The organism is Chryseolinea serpens (assembly GCF_900129725.1).
Classification (GTDB): domain Bacteria; phylum Bacteroidota; class Bacteroidia; order Cytophagales; family Cyclobacteriaceae; genus Chryseolinea; species Chryseolinea serpens.
This window is the reverse complement of the sequence record NZ_FQWQ01000006.1, coordinates 285,090-303,483: the sequence shown is the minus strand read 5'-3', so window position 1 is coordinate 303,483 and position 18,394 is coordinate 285,090. Positions and strand designations below refer to the sequence as shown.

General features: G+C 50.7%; 17 protein-coding genes and 1 riboswitch. Of the genes, 6 read left to right on the top strand and 11 right to left on the bottom strand.

Annotated elements, in window-relative coordinates:
- Positions 1 to 72: 72 nt before the first annotated feature.
- Positions 73 to 990 (bottom strand): 1-aminocyclopropane-1-carboxylate deaminase/D-cysteine desulfhydrase, encoded by a 918-nt coding sequence (locus tag BUB30_RS32735; protein WP_084138523.1) that lies wholly within the window; start codon positions 988 to 990, stop codon positions 73 to 75.
- A 60-nt stretch (positions 991 to 1,050) separates the two neighbouring features.
- Between BUB30_RS32735 and BUB30_RS32730 the strand changes: the two genes are divergently transcribed.
- Positions 1,051 to 2,106, top strand: a complete 1,056-nt coding sequence (locus BUB30_RS32730) for a PA0069 family radical SAM protein (RefSeq protein ID WP_073142986.1) — start codon at positions 1,051 to 1,053, stop codon at positions 2,104 to 2,106.
- Between the two features lie 90 nt (positions 2,107 to 2,196).
- Positions 2,197 to 3,393 (top strand): GAF domain-containing sensor histidine kinase, encoded by a 1,197-nt coding sequence (locus BUB30_RS32725; RefSeq protein ID WP_073142985.1) that lies wholly within the window; start codon positions 2,197 to 2,199, stop codon positions 3,391 to 3,393.
- Here BUB30_RS32725 and BUB30_RS32720 read toward each other — a convergent pair whose 3' ends face one another.
- From BUB30_RS32720 to mutY, 5 genes are all read right to left on the bottom strand, one after another.
- The gene (locus BUB30_RS32720) at positions 3,394 to 4,752 is read right to left on the bottom strand and encodes a dipeptidase (protein ID WP_073142984.1); all 1,359 of its coding nucleotides are present in this window, start codon (positions 4,750 to 4,752) and stop codon (positions 3,394 to 3,396) included.
- Positions 4,753 to 4,878: 126 nt separating this feature from the next.
- Positions 4,879 to 5,487 (bottom strand): gliding motility lipoprotein GldD, encoded by a 609-nt coding sequence (gene gldD / locus BUB30_RS32715; protein WP_073143469.1) that lies wholly within the window; start codon positions 5,485 to 5,487, stop codon positions 4,879 to 4,881.
- Complete coding sequence (gene gldE, locus BUB30_RS32710) at positions 5,474 to 6,787, bottom strand: gliding motility-associated protein GldE (RefSeq protein ID WP_073142983.1); 1,314 nt, start codon at positions 6,785 to 6,787, stop codon at positions 5,474 to 5,476. The genes gldD and gldE overlap by 14 nt, the downstream gene beginning before the upstream one ends.
- A 22-nt stretch (positions 6,788 to 6,809) precedes the next feature.
- Positions 6,810 to 7,250 carry a single-stranded DNA-binding protein gene (locus tag BUB30_RS32705; protein WP_073142981.1) on the bottom strand — a complete coding sequence of 147 codons (441 nt, stop codon included), beginning with the start codon at positions 7,248 to 7,250 and terminating at the stop codon, positions 6,810 to 6,812.
- A 77-nt stretch (positions 7,251 to 7,327) separates the two neighbouring features.
- The gene (gene mutY, locus BUB30_RS32700) at positions 7,328 to 8,392 is read right to left on the bottom strand and encodes an A/G-specific adenine glycosylase (RefSeq protein ID WP_073142980.1); all 1,065 of its coding nucleotides are present in this window, start codon (positions 8,390 to 8,392) and stop codon (positions 7,328 to 7,330) included.
- Between the two features lie 99 nt (positions 8,393 to 8,491).
- Here mutY and BUB30_RS32695 point away from each other — a divergent pair, with 99 nt between their 5' ends.
- The 3 genes from BUB30_RS32695 to BUB30_RS32685 all read left to right on the top strand — a co-directional run bounded on the left by BUB30_RS32695 (position 8,492) and on the right by BUB30_RS32685 (position 11,472).
- Entirely contained in the window at positions 8,492 to 8,797 is a 306-nt protein-coding gene (locus BUB30_RS32695) for an HU family DNA-binding protein (protein ID WP_073142978.1), read from the top strand.
- A gap of 94 nt (positions 8,798 to 8,891) precedes the next feature.
- Positions 8,892 to 9,704 (top strand): tetratricopeptide repeat protein, encoded by an 813-nt coding sequence (locus tag BUB30_RS32690; protein ID WP_073142976.1) that lies wholly within the window; start codon positions 8,892 to 8,894, stop codon positions 9,702 to 9,704.
- A 211-nt stretch (positions 9,705 to 9,915) separates the two neighbouring features.
- Positions 9,916 to 11,472 carry an Rne/Rng family ribonuclease gene (locus tag BUB30_RS32685; RefSeq protein ID WP_073142974.1) on the top strand — a complete coding sequence of 519 codons (1,557 nt, stop codon included), beginning with the start codon at positions 9,916 to 9,918 and terminating at the stop codon, positions 11,470 to 11,472.
- Between the two features lie 36 nt (positions 11,473 to 11,508).
- Here BUB30_RS32685 and BUB30_RS32680 read toward each other — a convergent pair whose 3' ends face one another.
- The 5 genes from BUB30_RS32680 to BUB30_RS32660 all read right to left on the bottom strand — a co-directional run bounded on the left by BUB30_RS32680 (position 11,509) and on the right by BUB30_RS32660 (position 15,605).
- Positions 11,509 to 12,303, bottom strand: coding sequence for an Fpg/Nei family DNA glycosylase (locus tag BUB30_RS32680; protein ID WP_073142973.1), 795 nt, complete (start codon positions 12,301 to 12,303; stop codon positions 11,509 to 11,511).
- Between the two features lie 69 nt (positions 12,304 to 12,372).
- Complete coding sequence (locus BUB30_RS32675) at positions 12,373 to 13,605, bottom strand: serine hydrolase domain-containing protein (protein ID WP_073142971.1); 1,233 nt, start codon at positions 13,603 to 13,605, stop codon at positions 12,373 to 12,375.
- Between the two features lie 85 nt (positions 13,606 to 13,690).
- The gene (gene frr / locus BUB30_RS32670) at positions 13,691 to 14,245 is read right to left on the bottom strand and encodes a ribosome recycling factor (RefSeq protein ID WP_073142969.1); all 555 of its coding nucleotides are present in this window, start codon (positions 14,243 to 14,245) and stop codon (positions 13,691 to 13,693) included.
- 36 nt (positions 14,246 to 14,281) lie between these two features.
- On the bottom strand, positions 14,282 to 14,989 hold the full coding sequence (gene pyrH / locus BUB30_RS32665) for a UMP kinase (RefSeq protein WP_073142968.1): 708 nt from the start codon (positions 14,987 to 14,989) through the stop codon (positions 14,282 to 14,284).
- Positions 14,990 to 15,110: 121 nt separating this feature from the next.
- Positions 15,111 to 15,605, bottom strand: a complete 495-nt coding sequence (locus BUB30_RS32660; RefSeq protein WP_073142966.1) for an acyl-CoA carboxylase biotin carboxyl carrier protein subunit — start codon at positions 15,603 to 15,605, stop codon at positions 15,111 to 15,113.
- A gap of 142 nt (positions 15,606 to 15,747) precedes the next feature.
- A riboswitch (TPP riboswitch) is annotated at positions 15,748 to 15,844 on the top strand.
- A 49-nt stretch (positions 15,845 to 15,893) separates the two neighbouring features.
- On the opposite strand from BUB30_RS32660, the gene BUB30_RS32655 reads away from it, so the two are divergent.
- Positions 15,894 to 18,350: a TonB-dependent receptor gene (locus tag BUB30_RS32655; protein ID WP_073142964.1), complete on the top strand. Its 2,457-nt coding sequence runs from the start codon at positions 15,894 to 15,896 to the stop codon at positions 18,348 to 18,350.
- The last annotated feature ends 44 nt before the right edge of the window (positions 18,351 to 18,394 follow it).

Here is an 18,394-nt window from a genome sequence, read left to right as displayed (position 1 = left end):
CTACTTCTTGTTGGTAGGACACCAACAAGAGGTTGATGGCTCGATTTGCGTTTATCCCAATACAAACTATTCCTATTTTCCCTGGAGGCCGCCGGTGTGGATAGCCAATAGTGTCGAGCCTCGTTTGAAAAATCCTTGTTTTGTGAGATCGAAAATGCCCGACATCATTTTGCCGGTGTAGATGGGTTCGAGGGGTACGGCGTGACGCGCTTTGAATTGTGCTATGAATTGCAGCAAGTCGGGTGTGGATTTGGCGTAGCCTCCGAAGTGATAGTCCGTGATGAGCTGCCAGTTTGTTTTGCCGGGGTTCCAGTGCCGGATTTCTTCGACCATTCCGTAAGCGCCTTTCAAAACTGAAAATCCCAATATTGTTTTTGTTGAGTTATAACCGCGGATGAGACCCGCCAGTGTTCCTCCCGTTCCTACAGGGCAGCAGAGATAATCGAACGACTGATCAAGTGATGCGGCAAATTCGGACGCACCCTGCACGGCTTCCTCATTGCTACCTCCTTCCGGCACTAAAACAAATGCGCCAAATTCATTCTCGAGGGCATCGATAAAATCGGCTTCTGTTTTATGGCGATAAGATTCGCGGGAGACATAATGCAACTGCATGCCCTGGTCTTTTACAAACTGTAAGGTGTCATTTAAAAGCGGATGCTCTTCGCCGCGGACAACGCCAATGGAGCGAAGTCCCAGCTCGTGGCAAGCGGCTGCCGTGGCATACAAATGATTTGAATAAGCCCCGCCGAAAGTGAGCAGCGTTCTTGAAGGATGCTGCAAAACTTTTTCGATGTTGTATTTCAACTTCCACCACTTGTTGCCCGATACATGGGGATGATTCAGATCCTCTCGTTTCAACACCACGCGGATGCCGGCTGCTGCAAAAGCGGGGTCGTTAATTTCAACAAGGGGAGTGGATTGATAGGCCAGCACACAATAGAGGTTCACATCAAAGATCAGAAAAAAATCTTCCCCAAAAGGTTGCATGGACCAAAAGACAACACTAATATTGTTAGAGAATATAACTAAATTAATTAGTTAGGCGCTATGGAGGAGGAGGACTATTTTAAAGGGCGTGGCGCTCAGATAAAAACAGAAAATAAATTTCTGAAGGCCCAATATGTGGAAGAACATATTGAAGGCCTCGACGAGCCTTTGCTCAGCGCACCCCAAACACAGATATTCTACGAAACCGCCAAAACGGTGGTGAACAAAGTGAACAGCCCCGACCTGGGGCTGGCCTATTCGCTCAACCCATACCAGGGGTGTGAGCATGGTTGCATTTATTGTTATGCCAGGAACACCCATGAGTATTGGGGTTTTAGCGCCGGCTTGGACTTCGAGTCAAAGATCATCGTGAAAAAGAACGCGGCATCACTGCTGCAGAAATTTATTCTAAATCCGAATTGGGATCCTGTGCCGATCAGCGTGAGCGGCAATACAGACTGCTATCAACCCATCGAAAAGAAACTGGAGATCACGAGAAGTTTGTTGAAAATCTTTGCGCAGTATCGACACCCTTTGGGAATGATTACCAAAAATAGTCTGGTGTTGCGGGATTTGGACTTGTTGACCGATTTGGCAAAAGACAACCTCGTCCATGTTTATATTTCCATCACAACGCTCGATGAGTCGTTGCGTCGTGTCATGGAACCCCGGACTGCCAGTGCAGTGAAGCGATTGAAGACCATCGAGGAACTTGCCAAAGCGGGTGTGCCCGTGAGCGTTATGAATGCGCCCATCATTCCAGGCTTAAATCATCATGAAATTCCTCAGGTGTTAAAAGCGGCGGCCGATCATGGCGCGCTGTCGGCAGGTATGACGATCGTGCGGTTGAACGGTGCCATCGGCAACATCTTTGAGGATTGGTTGCGCAAAAATTTTCCGGACCGTTTTGAAAAAGTGTGGCATCAGATCTGTTCGATGCACGGCGGAAATGTAAACGATTCGCAGTTTGGAAGACGCATGAGCGGTGAAGGCAATTTTGCAGAGGCCATCCACCAATTGCACCGCACGGCAAAACGAAAATATTTTAAAGACCGGTCCATGCCCGCGCTCGATCTCACGAAGTTCCGCAAAGGAGGAAACTTGAGTTTGTTCTGAAAAATTACATTTCTGCCGTTGATCTGATTTTTGCTGTCTGCCGGAAAATGTAGGGTTTAACTTTGTATTGGACCCGACTTTACCCTCTTCATGACTGTTCCGCACAAACCCGAAAATGAAAGCTTGCGTCTGCAGGCTTTGCACTACTACGACATCTTAGACACCGCCGCAGAAAAAGACTTCGACGACATCGTGGAACTGGCCTCGCAGCTTTGCGAGACACCCATTTCCCTGGTAAGCCTCATCGATTCCGATCGGCAATGGTTCAAAGCCCGTCACGGTTTGGAAGCGCACGAAACACCTCGCGACATCGCCTTCTGCGCCCATGCCATCCACCAGAACGATATCATGGCCGTCCACGATGCCACCGCCGATGCGCGCTTCCGCGACAACCCGCTGGTGACGGGAAGCCCCGACATTCGCTTCTATGCCGGCATGCCACTCATCACTTCCGAAGGCTTTAAACTGGGAACCCTTTGTGTCATCGACCGGAAACCAAAAGAACTTACCCAGAAACAGATCTTTGGTTTGAAGATTCTGGCCAAGCAAGTTATGAAACAGCTTGAACTGCGTGCCACGGTAAAAGAATTGAAACGCCTCAACGACGCAAACAGCAAAATGCTTTCCATTATTGGCCACGACTTGAGAAGTCCCATGCAAAGTCTCGAAAGCGTTGTTGGCCTGGCCAAAGCGGAAGCACTGACGCCTGGTGAATTTGCGTCGATGATCAACACGATTGGCAAGTCGCTGGGATCGACCAACGTTCTTTTCAACAACCTCATGCAATGGGCCTCCACTCAATTTGATGGTGGTGGCCCGCAGTGGCAACAGATCGATTTGAAAGTATTGCTCACGGATGAAATCGTGGGCTATGACTACTTTGCCGAAAAAGGAAACCGGTTTGTCAACGCCATCCACGATGAGATCAACGTGTGGGCCGATCCCAACATGGTGCGTTTTGTGATCCGGAACCTGGTGCACAACGCAAATAAATTTACTCAAAACGGCACCATCGCACTGTCTGCCAAAAGCGGAACATTGGAGGCCGTCATTTGCCTGGAGGATACCGGCGCGGGCATGACCACACCAACCCTCGAAGGATTGTTCCATTGGGAGAAGCGAAAAAGCACCGCCGGCACACACGGCGAAAAAGGCTCAGGCCTAGGTCTGCAAGTCTGCAAAGAAGTGGTGGAAAAAATGCATGGCAAAATTTGGGTGGAGAGTGAACCCGGGAAAGGCTCCCGGTTCTATTTCTCTCTCCCCCTTAGCATGCTCAAACAGTATTGATCATTTTTTTACAAAGTGCTTGTAGAACGATACAATGGTCTCGATGCCCATCACAAAATTCTTCACGCCATAATGTTCGTTGGGTGAATGTATCGCATCGGTATCAAATCCAAAGCCCAGCAGCACCGTATCCAATCCCAATTCTTTTTTGAACAACGCCACGATGGGAATGCTTCCACCGTCGCGCGTCGGGATAGGGGTTTTTCCAAAGACATCTTCAAAGGCACGGCTCGCGGCCTGGTAGGCAGGTGACTCTGTCGATGTCACGGCAGGTTCGCCACCGTGGTGTGCCATCACTTTCACCGTAACATATTTCGGCGCGAGGGACTGGAAATGTTTTGTGAAGAGGTCGGTGATCTCCGCGCTCACCTGGTTGGGCACGAGGCGCATGGAAATTTTTGCGTGCGCCTTCGAGGGCAACACGGTTTTGGCTCCTTCGCCGGTATAGCCACCCCAAATGCCATTCACGTCGAGCGTCGGACGCACGCCGGTGCGTTCCAACGTGGTGTAGCCCTTCTCTCCTTTTATGTCGGCAATGCCAAGTTCGTGTTTGTATTCTTCCAGGTCGAACGGCGCATCGTTAAGGGCTTTGCGCTGTGCTGCAGTCAATTCGGCTACTTTGTCATAAAAACCAGGGATAGCGATCCGGCCGTTTTCGTCGTGCAAGGCGTCGATCATGCTGCACAGCACATTCACGGGGTTGGCCACGGCGCCACCGTATACGCCCGAGTGCAAGTCGCGGTTAGGGCCCGTCACTTCCACTTCCATGTAGCTCAGTCCGCGCAATCCTGTGGTGATGGAGGGATGTTCCAGCGAGATAAGGGCCGTGTCGGAAATGAGAATGATGTCGGCCTTTAGCTTGGCTTTGTTTTCCTTTACGAAGGTTCCGAGGTTGTCGGAGCCCACCTCTTCTTCGCCTTCCACCATGAACTTGACGTTGCAGGGCAGCAGGTTAAGTTTCATCATGGTCTCGAAAGCTTTCACGTGCATGTACACCTGGCCCTTGTCGTCGCATGCGCCGCGGGCATAGATCTTGTCGTCTTTGATCACCGGCTCAAAGGGAGGCGATGTCCACAGGTTCAACGGGTCGGGTGGCTGCACGTCGTAGTGACCATACACCAACACGGTGGGCAGTGCGGGGTTGACAATTTTTTCAGCATAAACAATTGGGTGACCTTTTGTTTCGCAGATCTCTACTTTGTCGACGCCGGCCTGCGAAAATTTTTCGCGAAGGAATTCCGCTGCCTTGCGAACATCGCCTTTGTGACGACTGTCGGCGCTCACCGAGGGGATGCGAAGCCAATCGAAAAGCTCCGATAGGAAACGGTCTTTGTTTGACGCAATATATTCTTTCACCATAAAAATGATAGAGTTAGGAAAATGAGTTATGACCGCAAATTATGATTTGGGTTGGCAGCCTCCAAGTGTTGCCATGTAATTAGAACGGGGACACACCGGGGTCATGCATTAGCCCAAACCAGGGCGCTATTTGCCCTGTTTCCACGCCAGGGTGTTGATCAGGTGCATGATGTCTTTTTTCATAAACTCGATGGCCGGTGCCAGCGAATCGTTGGCCACTTTCGTGTTGAAGTACAACGCCCCGCGCATAAAATTCTTTGTGGAGTCCGTTACCGTGAATTGAAATTGGCTGGGCACCTCCCCCTCTAACTCGGCGATGACCGCCGTTTTTCCGCTGGGTGTTTTCGTGATCGCTTCGTTTATGGCGTAGGCCTTGATTTGGTGTTTGGCCGTGAGCGTGTAGGAATCGTCGAGATATTCCTTCAGCATTTTTTGATTTTGGATCGGCTTATAGGTGATATGCACATTCGCCTTGATGGTAGGATAGTAGATCTCTACCCAAAATCGTTCGCGAATACGCGACGTATCCGACAGCAGCGTGGCATGCTTTGAATATTCGAACGAGTAGGGCAACGAATCCGGCAGACTCCGGTATTCATGTTCGGGCAAAAGGAGCCGGTTATACCCCAATGGTTTTGGTTGATACTCCTGTTGGCATCCCCAAAAGCCAAGGGAAAAGCCCGCAACAAGCCAGGCAGTGAAAGAAGTGACACGAAACTTTTTAAGCCTGCTCATGAACTTGTACACGTACACGTTTTATCCGGTTATGATCGATGGATTCGACAACAAAGGTAAGGTGTTCGAAGGTAATTTGCGCACCCACCGGCGGCAACTCGCCGTGCAATGAGAGGATCAGTCCGCTCAGTGTGCCGGCCTCCCCGGCCACGGCGCTGAAAATGCCCGGGTCGATCGTCAGCGTTTTGCAAAAATCGGTGAGCAAAACTTTGCCCTCAAAAATAAAAGACCTCCGGCCGATACGTTGGAAAGGAATGGCTACCTCGTCGAACTCATCGTTGATGTCGCCAATGATCTCTTCAATAATGTCCTCCATCGTAATCAATCCTGATGTGACTTTGTTCTCGTCCACGACCACGGCAATGTGTACGCGTTTCTCCTGGAAGTCTTTTAGCAGGGAGTCGATCTTTTTGGTTTCGGGCACGGCAAAGACGGGACGAAGCAGCGACTGCCAGCTGAAGTCTGCCTCCAGCTCCAGAAAAGGAAGCAGGTCTTTTATATACAAAATGCCTTCGACGGTGTCGAGCGAATTGCGGTAGACGGGAATACGCGAAAATCCCGACTTCTCAACATGCTCCATGAGCACATGAAAGTTGCTGGCAATATCGATGGCCGAGATCTCACGGCGTGCGCACATGATCTCTTTTGCGGTAAGCGTACCAAAATTGACAATACCCCTTAAGATCTCTTTTTCGCCTTCGGAGGTCGCGTCATCGGCAGACGCCAGTTCTATGGCCTCGTTCAATTCCTGGGCCGGTGTTTGCGAATGGGGTTCAAAAAAACGTTCCACATAAACCGTCATCCTGCGCATGGGTTTGGAAACGGGTTTGCATAGGGCGGCAAAAAATTTCCAGGTGGGCGCAGCGCGCCGTGCAATCGCTTTGTTACGCGGAGCGGCCAACATTTTGGGGAAGATTTCTCCGAAGAACGCCAGAAAGGCTGCTGCTGGAACGAGGGTCACGGTCACATGCCAAACGGTTGGGTTATACGCATCGTTCAGGATCCACCATTGCAACGCCAGGAAGGTGATCAGGCATACGTTCACCAGCCCGTCGAGAATGAGAATGGTCACCAGCAACACACGCGGTTTGCTCAGCAGCGTGGCCACGTCGCGGTCTCGCTTGTCGGCGCTTTGACGGAACGCTTCCAGGTCACTGGGCGTCAGGGTGAAGAACGCCGCCTCGCAGGCCGAGATCACCGCCGATAAAATAAGGAGCAGCACAAGAAAGGACAGGCTTACGGCGTGCAGTCCTGAAAAAATGTCGAGCAGGATCGGGGTGTAACTGGGAGGTTCGTCCACAAGCGTTAGCGTTGGTGAAACATCAGAACGGCAAGTCGTCTGTACTGTTGTCGGCCGGTGCGCTGGCGCGGAAGCTGTCGGAAGAATTGCTTTCCGCTCCCGAGTAGCCACCGCCGCTGGAGCCGCCGCCACCTTTTGTGGAGAGCATGGTCATGTTATCGCCCACGACTTCGGTGGTGTAGCGTGTCACACCTTCCTTTTCCCAGGAGCGGGTGCGGAGTTTGCCTTCCACAAAAACCATGTCGCCTTTGTGAAGATATTTTTGGGCGATCTCAGCCAGTCCACGCCACAGCACGATGTTGTGCCATTCGGTGATCTCTTTCTTTTCGCCTGTGGTTTTGTCTTTATAGCTTTCCGAGGTGGCAATGGTGAAGTTGGCCACGGTGGCTCCGTTTTCGAGGTTTCTAACTTCCGGGTCTTTGCCCAGGCGTCCTACTAAGATCACTTTATTTACTCCAGACATAGGTTGTTTATATTAAGGGTACTTGGTTACAAATAACGGCTCTTGAGGGGCCGAAACCAAAAATATCAATCTTCGCACTACTTTAAAAGGTCGCGATCGGCTAGAAAACGGCTAATCAGCACAGGCTTGGGCAGGTCAGCAATTTTTTTCAGCGAATAGAATTTCATGTCCTTGGTCAGCCCGTTAACCGGCTTCGCGTCGAGCCTTACCAAAATGAACTTCGAAAGAATAATCTGATGACTAAGCACGTGTTTGTATTGTTCGGAGGCCTCGCCGTCCTCTTCAACAACCCAGGGACCCGAAGTGTTGAATTCCTGGATCAGCCTCTCTGTTTTCATGGGTTTTGATTTTTCGACCAGGTAAAAATCGTATAAGCCATGCCAGATGTCTTTTGCTTCCCGTTTTTTCATGAGCAGTGACCTTCCCTGCTGAAAAACAAAATAGTAGAAGTAACGCTTCCGGGCAGCCTTCGCTTTGGCTTTCACCGGCAGCACGGCTTGCATGTCGTGCTGGGCCGCAAAACAAGTGGCTTTGAAGGTGCAGGACGGGCAATCCGGATTTTTGGGCGTACAAAACAGCGCCCCGAACTCCATAACGGCCTGGTTATACCGATCGGGATGTTTTCGGGAGATGAGTTCGTTCGCCAATTGGGTGAACATTTTTCTTCCTTCCGGGCTGTTGATCTCCTTATCTATACCAAACACGCGCGATAGCACACGAAACACATTGCCGTCGACCACCGCCACCGGCTCCTGGAAGGAAAACGATGCGATGGCGGCGGCGGTATAGTCGCCGACGCCGCGCAGCTTTTTCAGTTCTTCAAAAGTTTGTGGAAAAACGCCTTGGTAGCGGCTCACGACCTCTTTGGCGCAGGCGTGGAGGTTGCGGGCCCGCGTGTAATAGCCCAACCCTTGCCAAAGCCGGAGCACTTCCTGCTCCGAGGCGGCGGCCAGGGCCTGGACGGTGGGAAATTTTTCAACGAATTTCAGGTAGTAGGGCAAACCCTGGATTACACGCGTTTGTTGGAGGATTATCTCCGATAGCCAGACTTTATAGGGATCTTTTGTGTCGCGCCAGGGGAGGTCGCGCTTGTTTTCTTCATACCATTTAACGACTTTATCAGAGAAATATCGCTTGTCCATCTTGCTGATTATCAGATTTTTTCAATATTCATTTTTAATTCTGGGGGCAGCCTTTAAATTTGCCCTCCCGAAAATTTTTCGACTTAAAAATATAACACTGTGACCAAAGCAGACATCATCAATGAAATCGCTGAAAAGACCGGAGTAGACAAAGCCGACGTTACCGCATCGGTGGAAGCCTTCTTCAGCGTTGTGAAAACTTCCATGTCCAATGGCAACAACATCTACATCCGTGGTTTTGGCAGCTTTATCAACAAAAAGCGCAAGAAAAAGATAGCCCGCAACATTTCACGCAATACCGCTTTGGTTATTGACGAGCATTTTGTGCCCAGCTTCAAACCTGCCAAGATCTTCGTGAACAAGATCAAGAACAGCGACAAGGTAAAGCAACTGGAAGAGAAGTAGAACCTTAATTCCAGGGGCTTCAACGACACGGTGATGGAAAACAGGGCGCTACATCCAGCGCCCATCCTAAACTAACCGCTCGCCCTTCAACCCCATGCTCAAAACCAGGATTTTATTGATCGTCGTCAGCGCCATTGTCATATGGCTGATCTTCCTATTGCCCAAGGTAGTGGTGGACAACGACAAAAAGCTGACCGAAAACACCGCCGACTCCGCCAAGGCACCGGCGGCCGACATGCATGCACAGGCACCACGAGAGGTATTGGACCGGATTCGAATTTTGCGGGTTCAATTGCGGGAAAGTGCGGCGAAAGAAAAAAATGCTATCTTTGCCGACTCTTTGGCAAAATTGTACCAAACGGCTGGAAAATTTGACAGTGCAGCTTGGTTTGCCGAAGAAGCATCGACGTTCTTAAATACTACTGAAAGTTGGATCAAGGCAGGTGACCTCTATTACCAGGCCTACACCTTCGCGGTGGAAAAAGGCAAGCAAGAACAGCTCGCCGAAAAGACCCGCGAGTTTTATGGAAAGGCCCTGGACGCAAACCCCAAGAACCTCGACATAAAAACGAAAATGGCCATGACCTATGTCTCGTCGCCGAGCCCCATGCAGGGCATCATGATGTTGCGTGAGGTGTTGGCCACTGATCCTAAAAATGAACTGGCACTCTTTAATATGGGCATGCTCTCGTTTCAATCCGGCCAATACGACAAGGCCGTTGAGCGGTTGGAAACCCTGACAAAGATCAACCCCCAGCACACGCAAGCCCAGCTGTTATTGGGCATCGCCTGGATGAACCTGGGCGACAAAGCAAAGGCGAAGGAGCAGTTCGACAAAGTGAAACAAATGGATAACGATCCGGCCGTGCAGGCCACCGTGGATTCTTATCTGAAGGATTTAAAATAATTGTTAAACCGTCCGTCGTCATGGCGGATAAAAATTAAAACATTACTATGCCAAGCGGTAAGAAAAGAAAGAAGCATAAAATGGCAACGCACAAGCGGAAGAAGCGTCTTAGAAAGAACAGGCACAAGAAGAAATAATCGGGTCACCGATTTAATTGCCGGCTCATCACGAGCCGGCCTATACACATCTTTTTATTTTAATTTCTAAGGTTTTGAGTAACGAACTAATTATTAGTGCCACTCAGGACGGATGTCGTATAGCCCTTCTCAAAGACAAGACACTGGTTGAATTCCACAATGAAGAAGAAGGAACCAAGTTTACGGTAGGCGACATCTACCTGGGCACTGTTAAAAAAGTGGTTCAGGGGCTTAATGCAGCTTTCATCGATGTTGGTTACGATAAAGACGCCTTTCTTCATTACCTCGATCTTGGCCCTCAATTCAGCTCGCTTCAAAAATTTACGAAGCTGGTGCGCGCCAAAAAGATCAATGGTGGAAAACTTGACAAATTCTCGCCGGAACAGGACATCGACAAGCATGGGAAAATCACCCAGCAGTTGTCCAAGAATCAATTGATTCCGGTCCAGATTGTTAAAGAGCCGATCTCCACAAAAGGGCCCCGACTATCCTGTGAGCTATCCCTGGCCGGGCGATACCTGGTATTGGTACCATTTTCCAATGCCGTAAGCGTTTCGAAAAAAATTACGAGCAGCGAAGAGCGCAAGCGCCTGCTTCGCCTCATCCAATCCATTAAGCCACCCAACTTCGGGGTGATCATCCGTACCGTAGCCGAAAACAAGGAAGTAGCCGAACTCGACCGCGACCTGCGCTCGATGGTGACCACCTGGGAAGAAGGCATGACACGCCTTGTCAATGCACAACCGCGCGAAAAGATCATCGGCGAACTGGACAAAACATCGTCGCTGTTGCGCGACATGCTCAACGAGTCGTTCGACAACATCCACGTAGACGATAAGAAGATCTACGAGGATGTGAAGACCTATATCCACACCATCGCTCCCGACAAAGAGAAGATCGTCAAGCTGTATAACGGCAAGGCAAAGATCTTTGAACACTATGGTATCGAACGCCAGATCAAATCGGCTTTCGGACAGACTGTGAGCTTGCGTGCGGGAGGTTATCTTATTATCGAGCACACCGAAGCGCTCCACGTCATCGACGTGAACAGCGGCAACAAGTCGAACCGGGAAGAAAACCAGGAAACGACGGCACTCTCCGTGAACATGGAGGCCGCCAAAGAAATTGCCCGCCAGCTTAGGTTGCGCGATATGGGCGGGATCATCGTGGTGGACTTCATCGACATGAAGAACCCCGAGAACAAGAAGCTCATCTTCAAGATCATGAAAGATGAGATGATGGACGACAAGGCGAAATCCACCGTGTTGCCCTTGTCGAAATTTGGGCTCATGCAGATCACCCGCGAGCGCGTTCGCCCGCAGATGAACATCGCCACCAAGGAGGTTTGCCCTACTTGCAACGGCACGGGCAAGATCACCGCATCCATTCTCATTTCGGATCTTATCGAGAAAAATATTGAGCACCTGCTGGTGAAACAAAACGAGAAAGATCTCGTGTTGGCCCTTCACCCGTATTTGTTTGCCTATTTCACCAACGGCTTTATCTCCGAGCGCATGCGCTGGTATTTCAAATACAAGCGCTGGGTGAAAATGGTGAAGGACACTTCCATGGCCATCACCGAATACAAATTCCTCAACAAGGAAGGCGAAGAAATTCAACTCACCTCTTAAATACCTTTTGCGTAGCGCTGGTCGGCCTGACCGGCGCTACGTGTAAAGTTTTTGACAACCCGGACAGAAATAAGCCGATCGTCCCCCAATCGTTTTGAACTCCGTAAAGCCCTTGCATCCTTCGGGACATTTCAATCCCGCCTGCCGGTTTTCTAAGAAGAAAAATTCAGACATTTTTTTCTGATCAGCCCTCCTTTTCACGGCCACCTTCAAAACGGATTTCATATGGGAGTAGATCTCTTTCAATTTCGCATCACTTAATGCGTTAGCTGGACTTTCGGGATGAATGCTTGATCGAAAAAGAATTTCATCGGAGTACTCATTCCCCACTCCCGCAACAACGCGCTGGTTCATGATGGTCGTTTTGATTGCGGTTTTTCGCTTTTGAAGCGACGCCACGAATTCCTTCTCCGATATTTTTAAAGCATCTTCTCCATAGCCCTGACGTTGGATGAAGGCGTCCACATCGTTAACCCAGCCGATCATGCCCAACTTGCGCGTGTCTTGAAAGGCCAGATTTTTTCCGTTCGCAAATTCGATGAGGAGGGCAAAACGTATCGGTGAATTTTTGTCGGGCTTATGATACACCAGGTCCCCGGTCATACCGAAGTGTAGCATGAGCGCGCCGTTCCGTTTGAGGAGAGCAAAGAAAAATTTTCCATGTCGCCGGGTTTCTGTGAACATGTTGCCCTCCAGGTTATCCAACACCTCTTTTTCTGTAGAATGAAAAAGCATTCCCGGAGCGGCGAGCCGGACGCGTTTTATTTTTTGACGAAGGGATGTTTTGTCAAAATAGCGTTTGAAACTTTCTACTTCCGGTAGCTCGGGCATGGGTGTTTTTGGTTATTAACGACCGGTCCATTGGCATTGTTCAGGAAGCAGGCGGGCTGAGTTCAGCGTTTATTTTTCTACGGCTTCGAGTATGCGTTGTACAAATCCATCCAGCGCCGCATTATCGATCCAACGGGTCACCACCACCAGGTCGTGTTCCGGGTCGACATAGATCATGTTGGTGCCGTTGCCAATGTGGGCAAAGGCCGTGGCGGGAGCGCTCGGAAGATATTTTTTGTCTGTATTCAAGAACCAGTTCATGAAACCATACGTGGGTTGAGCCGGTGTTGGCGTGAGGGCCAAGGTCACCCATTTGTCGGAGAGCAGTTGTGTATTTTTCCATTTGCCCCTGCGCAATGTGAGGTAGCCAAACCGCGCCATATCCCGCGCGCTGATGAACATGCCGCCTCCCCAGTGGCCGCCGCCACCCACGGCTTGCACCAGTTGTCCATCCAAAACCACCCATGAATTTTCATAGCCCATCCACCGCCACGACGGCGATGCACCGATGGGGTCCATGATGTATTCCTTCAACACTTGTGGGAGGGGTCTGCGCCAGAGGTTGAGCGTAGCCAACGCGAGCACGTTCACCCGCACGTCATTGTATTCATACACGGCGCCAGGTTTGGACCGTGGACGGGTTTGCCACTCCGCCGGATTCGGTCCGGGGCGATCGGCCCATTCCGGTTTTCCCCAAAGGGTGCCTTCCCAATCGCTGGTTTGACGAAGCATGTCGTTCCAGGAGATGGTCCGGTTGTGTGGCGTGTCGAAAAGACGGATCAGCGAAGGCTCTCCAAAATGATCCGCCTTGTTTGCTCCAGGCATCGGGTTGTATACGTTCACGGGCGCCATCATCTTGTAGACGGAGTCGTAGAGGTCAGGGATCATGCCTTTGTCGTAGGCCACGCCCACCACGGAGGAAAGAAAACTTTTGGTGACGCTAAAGGTCATGTCGACGCGCAACGGCTCGCCCCATTCGGCCACGATGTAACCATTTCGCACCACAATGCCCGTGGGTTCACCTCGTGTCGCAAAGGGACCGATGCCATCGCCGAAAGGCTCTTTGCCATAGGTTTGATAGTGTGATACCTCGAGGTTGCGTGGATTTTTTGTTTCCTTTTCTTTCGCGAACGCGATGGCCGTTGCAAGTTTGTCGGCGTTCAGGCCTGCCTCTGCTGGCGTTTTGGTTTGCCACTGTGTGGGCTCGGGATAGTAGGGAGCTGGTGCGTTTTTCTTTTGCGCGAATGCCGTGGTGGCAATCAGTAAAAAGGCAAGGAAGATGAACGATGCAGAGGCTTTCATAGCGTTTGGTTTAGGTCGGCTATACAAATAAAAAAAGCCTGGCGCGAATTGGCAGGCTTTTTATAAGGTTGATAGAAAATGATCTTTAAACGGTCATGATCTCGGCTTCTTTCTTTTTCATGAGGGCGTCGATGCGGGAAATAAAATCGTCGGTCATTTTTTGGACGGTTTCTTCAGCGTTCTTCACGTCATCTTCCGATGCACCCTTGATCTTTTTTAGTTGCTCATTGGTCTCCTTGCGGATGGTGCGCACGCTCACTTTGCCGTGCTCGCATTCCTGGCCCACTTGCTTCACCAGCTGCTTGCGGCGCTCCTCGGTGAGCATGGGTACGTTGATGATCACCTGCTGTCCATCGTTTTGCGGGTTGAGACCCAGGTTGGCGTTTATGATGGCGCGTTCAATTTCGGGGATCGTTCCTTTTTCCCAGGGTTTGATGAAGATGGTTCGCGCATCGGGCGAGGTCATGGACGACACCTGGTTGATGGGCGTCATGGCACCGTAGTAAGACACCATGATGCCATCCAGCATCGCCGGATTGGCCTTGCCGGCGCGGATCTTGGTAAGCTCGTGGCTCACGTGGTTGAGGCCTTTTGTCATGAGGTCCTTTGCCTCGTCAAGGAATAACTGAATTTCTTCCATGATACTATGTGATTAGCTAAGCGTGGTCGTGTCGTTTTAACTGATCAGGGTGCCGGCCTCTTCGCCCTTCACCACTTTCAACAGGTTTCCTTTTTTGTTCATATCGAAAACAATGATGGGCAGGTTGTTCTCCATGCAGAGCGTGAAGGCGGTCATGTCCATGATGTTGAGATTCTTTTCGTAGGCTTCCTGGAACGAAAGTTTGGTGTAGCGCGTGGCGTCGGGGAATTTTTCGGGGTCTTTGGTATAGACGCCATCCACCCGGGTGCCTTTCAAAACTACGTCGGCCTGAACTTCCACGGCGCGCAAGCTGGCGGTGGAGTCGGTGGTGAAATAGGGGTTGCCAATGCCGGCGCCAAAAATGACGATCCTTCCTTTTTCAAGGTGACGGATGGCCCTGCGGCGGATGAAAGGCTCGCACACTTGCTCCATCTTGATGCCCGACATGAGACGGGTGTAGACGCCGTGACGTTCCAGGGCGCTTTGCAGGGCCATGGCGTTGATCACGGTAGCCAGCATACCCATGTAGTCGCCCTGCACGCGGTCGATGCCCAGGGCTTCGGCCTGGCCGCCACGGAAAATGTTGCCGCCGCCGATCACGATGGCGATTTCCACCTTTTCCTGCTGCAACGCCTTGATCTCGGCACAGTACTGCTCCAGCACATCGGGATTGATGTTGGTGCTTTTGGATGCTCCCTGGAGTGCTTCACCGCTGAGTTTGAGGAGGATGCGCTTGTATTTCATTCAGGATTGGTTAATGAGGCCGTAAAAAAGTGTCGCAATATATTCAGAAGCAGCAAGGTTGAAAAACGGCACCCTTCAAATTCCGCAAAAACGTGTGTCTAAAAGCACCGGGAGCGGTTTTTCAGAATTCGATCAACACCTGGTTTTTCTCCACACTTTCTCCCTTTTTCACCTTCACCGATTTCACCACGCTGTCGCCAGCAGCCTTGATGATGTTTTCCATTTTCATGGCCTCCAGGATCAGCAGCGGATCGCCGGCTTTCACCGGGTCGCCTTCCTTTACCCGCAGGTCGATGATCAGTCCGGGCATGGGGGCTTTCACATTATTTATTTTGCTGCCCACGGCACCGTTCATGCCCATCTGCTCCAGGAGCAGGTCGAACTTGTCTTTCAGCCCAACCTTGTACAGTCTTCCGTTGATCTTGAACTGGAAAGACTTTGTCTCTTTTTCCACCGCCACCACCTCGGCGTTGTAGCCTTTGTTGTCCAGTTGGATGTGGAATCTTCCGTCCGAGATTTTTACCAGGTCCCAGTTCAGGGGTTGGCCGTTCACCTGGAACGCCCCATCGTCTGACGTGATACTAAAAACTTGCTGGTTTACCGACGCTTTGTACATGGAGGTGCGGGTTGGTTTGTCCGTAAAGTTGCAATTTCCTTTGAAAAAAAATATCCTGAAATAAGGCTGTTTACTGCGTTGTCGAAAAGTATTTGACCGGAAGGTTGATTATTAAAAATTTCAGCATATACCTTTGTGCGTCCGAAAGGACAAGGGGTGCCATAAAACAACGGGCTGAGATCATACCCAAAGAACCTGATGCCGGTAATGCGGCCGAAGGGAAGGCAAGGTTAAACGTAAGCAGGTGCATTCCCCTGTGCGCTGCAGGTTTAAACCATTTTTAACAACATGTTCAAAGTATTATGTGTCACCACAGCCATGCTGTGGTCGGCAGGCGCTTATGCGCAACAGTTTGCTGTCGACGGGACCGTCGAAGATGCAAAAACTCATCACGCGTTGCCCGGCGCAACCGTGGAAATGCAGGAACTCAAACGGTTTGCCGTAGCCGATGAGTTCGGAAGGTTCACACTCTCCAAAGTTCCGGCCGGTGAATTTACCCTGGCCGTGAGATTTCTCGGCTACATCGTGAAACAAGAAAAAGTTACCGTGCCGCTTAGCGGTCCCGTTAGCATTAGCCTGGAGGAATCGGCCCAGATGACCGACGAAGTAGTGGTGGTTGCCACGCGCGCCAACGACAAAACTCCCACCACGTTCACCAACGTGAGCAAACAAGCCATCCAGAAACAGAACTTTGGACAGGACCTGCCCATGCTTTTGAACTGGACGCCGTCGGTGGTGACCACTTCCGACGCGGGCGCGGGCGTTGGCTACACCGGCATTCGCATCCGCGGGAGCGATGCCACCCGGATCAACGTCACGGTGAACGGCATTCCCTACAACGACAGCGAGTCGCAAGGATCGTATTGGGTAGACATACCCGATATCGCTTCGTCTTCGCAGAGCATTCAAGTGCAGCGCGGTGTGGGCTCGTCAACCAATGGTGCGGGTGCGTTCGGTGCCAGTATAAATTTGCAGACGAACACGCGCAACGATGCGCCGTATGCAAGCCTCATCACTTCTGCCGGATCGTTTGGAACACTGCGCAACACCATTCAATTGGGTTCGGGCTTGCTTAACGATCATTGGGTTGTGGATGCGCGCGTATCCAAGATCCAGTCGGACGGCTTTATCGACAGAGCCTCCAGCAATCTGCAGTCGTATTATTTTTCGGGAGGCTATTATAACAAAGGCACCATGTTGAAAGCGGTGGTCTTTGGTGGAAAGGAAAGAACCTATCAGGCCTGGTATGGCGTACCACAATCGCGGCTCAACAACGACGTGGAGGCCATGATGACCACGGCATCCAACGAAGGTTGGAATGAAGCGCAAACACAGAACCTGCTTACTTCCAATAGCCGCACGTTCAATCCGTATACGTACAAAAATCAAGTAGACGATTACACACAAAATCACTACCAGCTTCATTTTTCACAACGCGTAAACGAAGCACTCACCGCCAATGTGTCGCTGCACTACACCAAGGGCAAAGGCTATTATGAAGAATATCGTTACAACGACAATTTTGCTTCCTATGGATTGTCGCCCGTCGTCATCGGCGATTCCACGATCGCTTCTTCGGACCTGGTGAGAAGGCGGTGGCTGAACAATGATTTTTATGGAGTGACCTATTCTCTGAATTATGACAAAGACAATTGGAATGTCATTTTGGGTGGGGCTTGGAATCGCTACACAGGCGATCATTATGGCGAGATCATTTGGGCACAGGTGGCCACCGTTCCAACGGAATACCGCTATTATTTTAACAATGCCGACAAACGCGACGGCAACGTTTACCTGAAGACCAGCTATCAATTCAGCAACAGGCTTTCCGGTTATGTGGATCTGCAGGTTCGCAAAATTCTCTACACCACATCGGGTATAGAGAACAAACAAAATCCCATAAACGTCGATGCCAATTTCACGTTCTTCAATCCGAAAGCCGGCTTGACCTACGCCCTGGCCGACAACCAGCAACTCTACGGATCCTATGCCGTGGCCAACCGCGAACCTGTGCGCGATGATTTTGTAGATGCCCCCAACGGCATCGTGCCCAAACATGAGACGCTGAACAACGTGGAGGTTGGCTATCGCCGCACAGGAAGGAATTATGCGCTCAACGTCAACTACTATCTCATGGATTATCACAACCAACTCGTGCTCACGGGCAAGGTGAACGATGTTGGAGCTTCCTTGCGCACCAATGTGGACCGAAGCTATCGCACCGGTGTGGAAGTAGAGGGAATGTTGCGCATCTCGCAGCAATTTTCGTGGACGGCCAACGTGACCCTGAGCCGCAATAGGATCCGCGACTTCAACGAAGTGCTGTACGACTATGGCCAGAACTTCGATCAATACCTGGAAGTGAAACGGAGCTATAAAAGCACCGACATCGCCTTCTCCCCCAACGTGATTGTGGGCTCGGGTTTTTCCTACCGCCCTTTCAAAAACCTGGAGCTTACCTGGCTGGCAAAATATGTGGGTGCGCAATATTTGGACAATACATCCAATAAAAACAGGCGCATTAACGACTACTTTGTTAACGACCTGAGGTTGACGTATACCATACACCCATCGTTTATGCGCGAGATCGCATTGAGCGGGTTGCTGAATAATTTCTTGAATGAGAAATATCAGTCGAATGGGTGGACGTGGGGCTATTTGGGTGGTGGCGCTGAGTACCGGGAGAATTACTATTTCCCGCAGGCAGGGACGAATTTTTTGTTGATGGCGGCGTTTAAATTTTGACCCACTTTCGCTAAAGCTTCAGCGGGCAAGCCCGCTTTTGTTAA

Bases quoted from the DNA above. Each gene is read 5' to 3' on its own strand.
- frr (WP_073142969.1), bottom strand. From the start codon at position 14,245: ATGGAAGAAATTCAGTTATTCCTTGACGAGGCAAAGGACCTCATGACA.
- BUB30_RS32675 (WP_073142971.1), bottom strand. From the start codon at position 13,605: ATGAAAGCCTCTGCATCGTTCATCTTCCTTGCCTTTTTACTGATTGCC.
- BUB30_RS32735 (WP_084138523.1), bottom strand. From the start codon at position 990: ATGCAACCTTTTGGGGAAGATTTTTTTCTGATCTTTGATGTGAACCTC.
- BUB30_RS32730 (WP_073142986.1), top strand. From the start codon at position 1,051: ATGGAGGAGGAGGACTATTTTAAAGGGCGTGGCGCTCAGATAAAAACA.
- BUB30_RS32680 (WP_073142973.1), bottom strand. From the start codon at position 12,303: ATGCCCGAGCTACCGGAAGTAGAAAGTTTCAAACGCTATTTTGACAAA.
- BUB30_RS32725 (WP_073142985.1), top strand. From the start codon at position 2,197: ATGACTGTTCCGCACAAACCCGAAAATGAAAGCTTGCGTCTGCAGGCT.
- BUB30_RS32690 (WP_073142976.1), top strand. From the start codon at position 8,892: ATGCTCAAAACCAGGATTTTATTGATCGTCGTCAGCGCCATTGTCATA.
- mutY (WP_073142980.1), bottom strand. From the start codon at position 8,392: ATGGACAAGCGATATTTCTCTGATAAAGTCGTTAAATGGTATGAAGAA.
- pyrH (WP_073142968.1), bottom strand. From the start codon at position 14,989: ATGAAATACAAGCGCATCCTCCTCAAACTCAGCGGTGAAGCACTCCAG.
- BUB30_RS32660 (WP_073142966.1), bottom strand. From the start codon at position 15,605: ATGTACAAAGCGTCGGTAAACCAGCAAGTTTTTAGTATCACGTCAGAC.
- BUB30_RS32705 (WP_073142981.1), bottom strand. From the start codon at position 7,250: ATGTCTGGAGTAAATAAAGTGATCTTAGTAGGACGCCTGGGCAAAGAC.
- BUB30_RS32655 (WP_073142964.1), top strand. From the start codon at position 15,894: ATGTTCAAAGTATTATGTGTCACCACAGCCATGCTGTGGTCGGCAGGC.
- gldD (WP_073143469.1), bottom strand. From the start codon at position 5,487: ATGAGCAGGCTTAAAAAGTTTCGTGTCACTTCTTTCACTGCCTGGCTT.
- BUB30_RS32720 (WP_073142984.1), bottom strand. From the start codon at position 4,752: ATGGTGAAAGAATATATTGCGTCAAACAAAGACCGTTTCCTATCGGAG.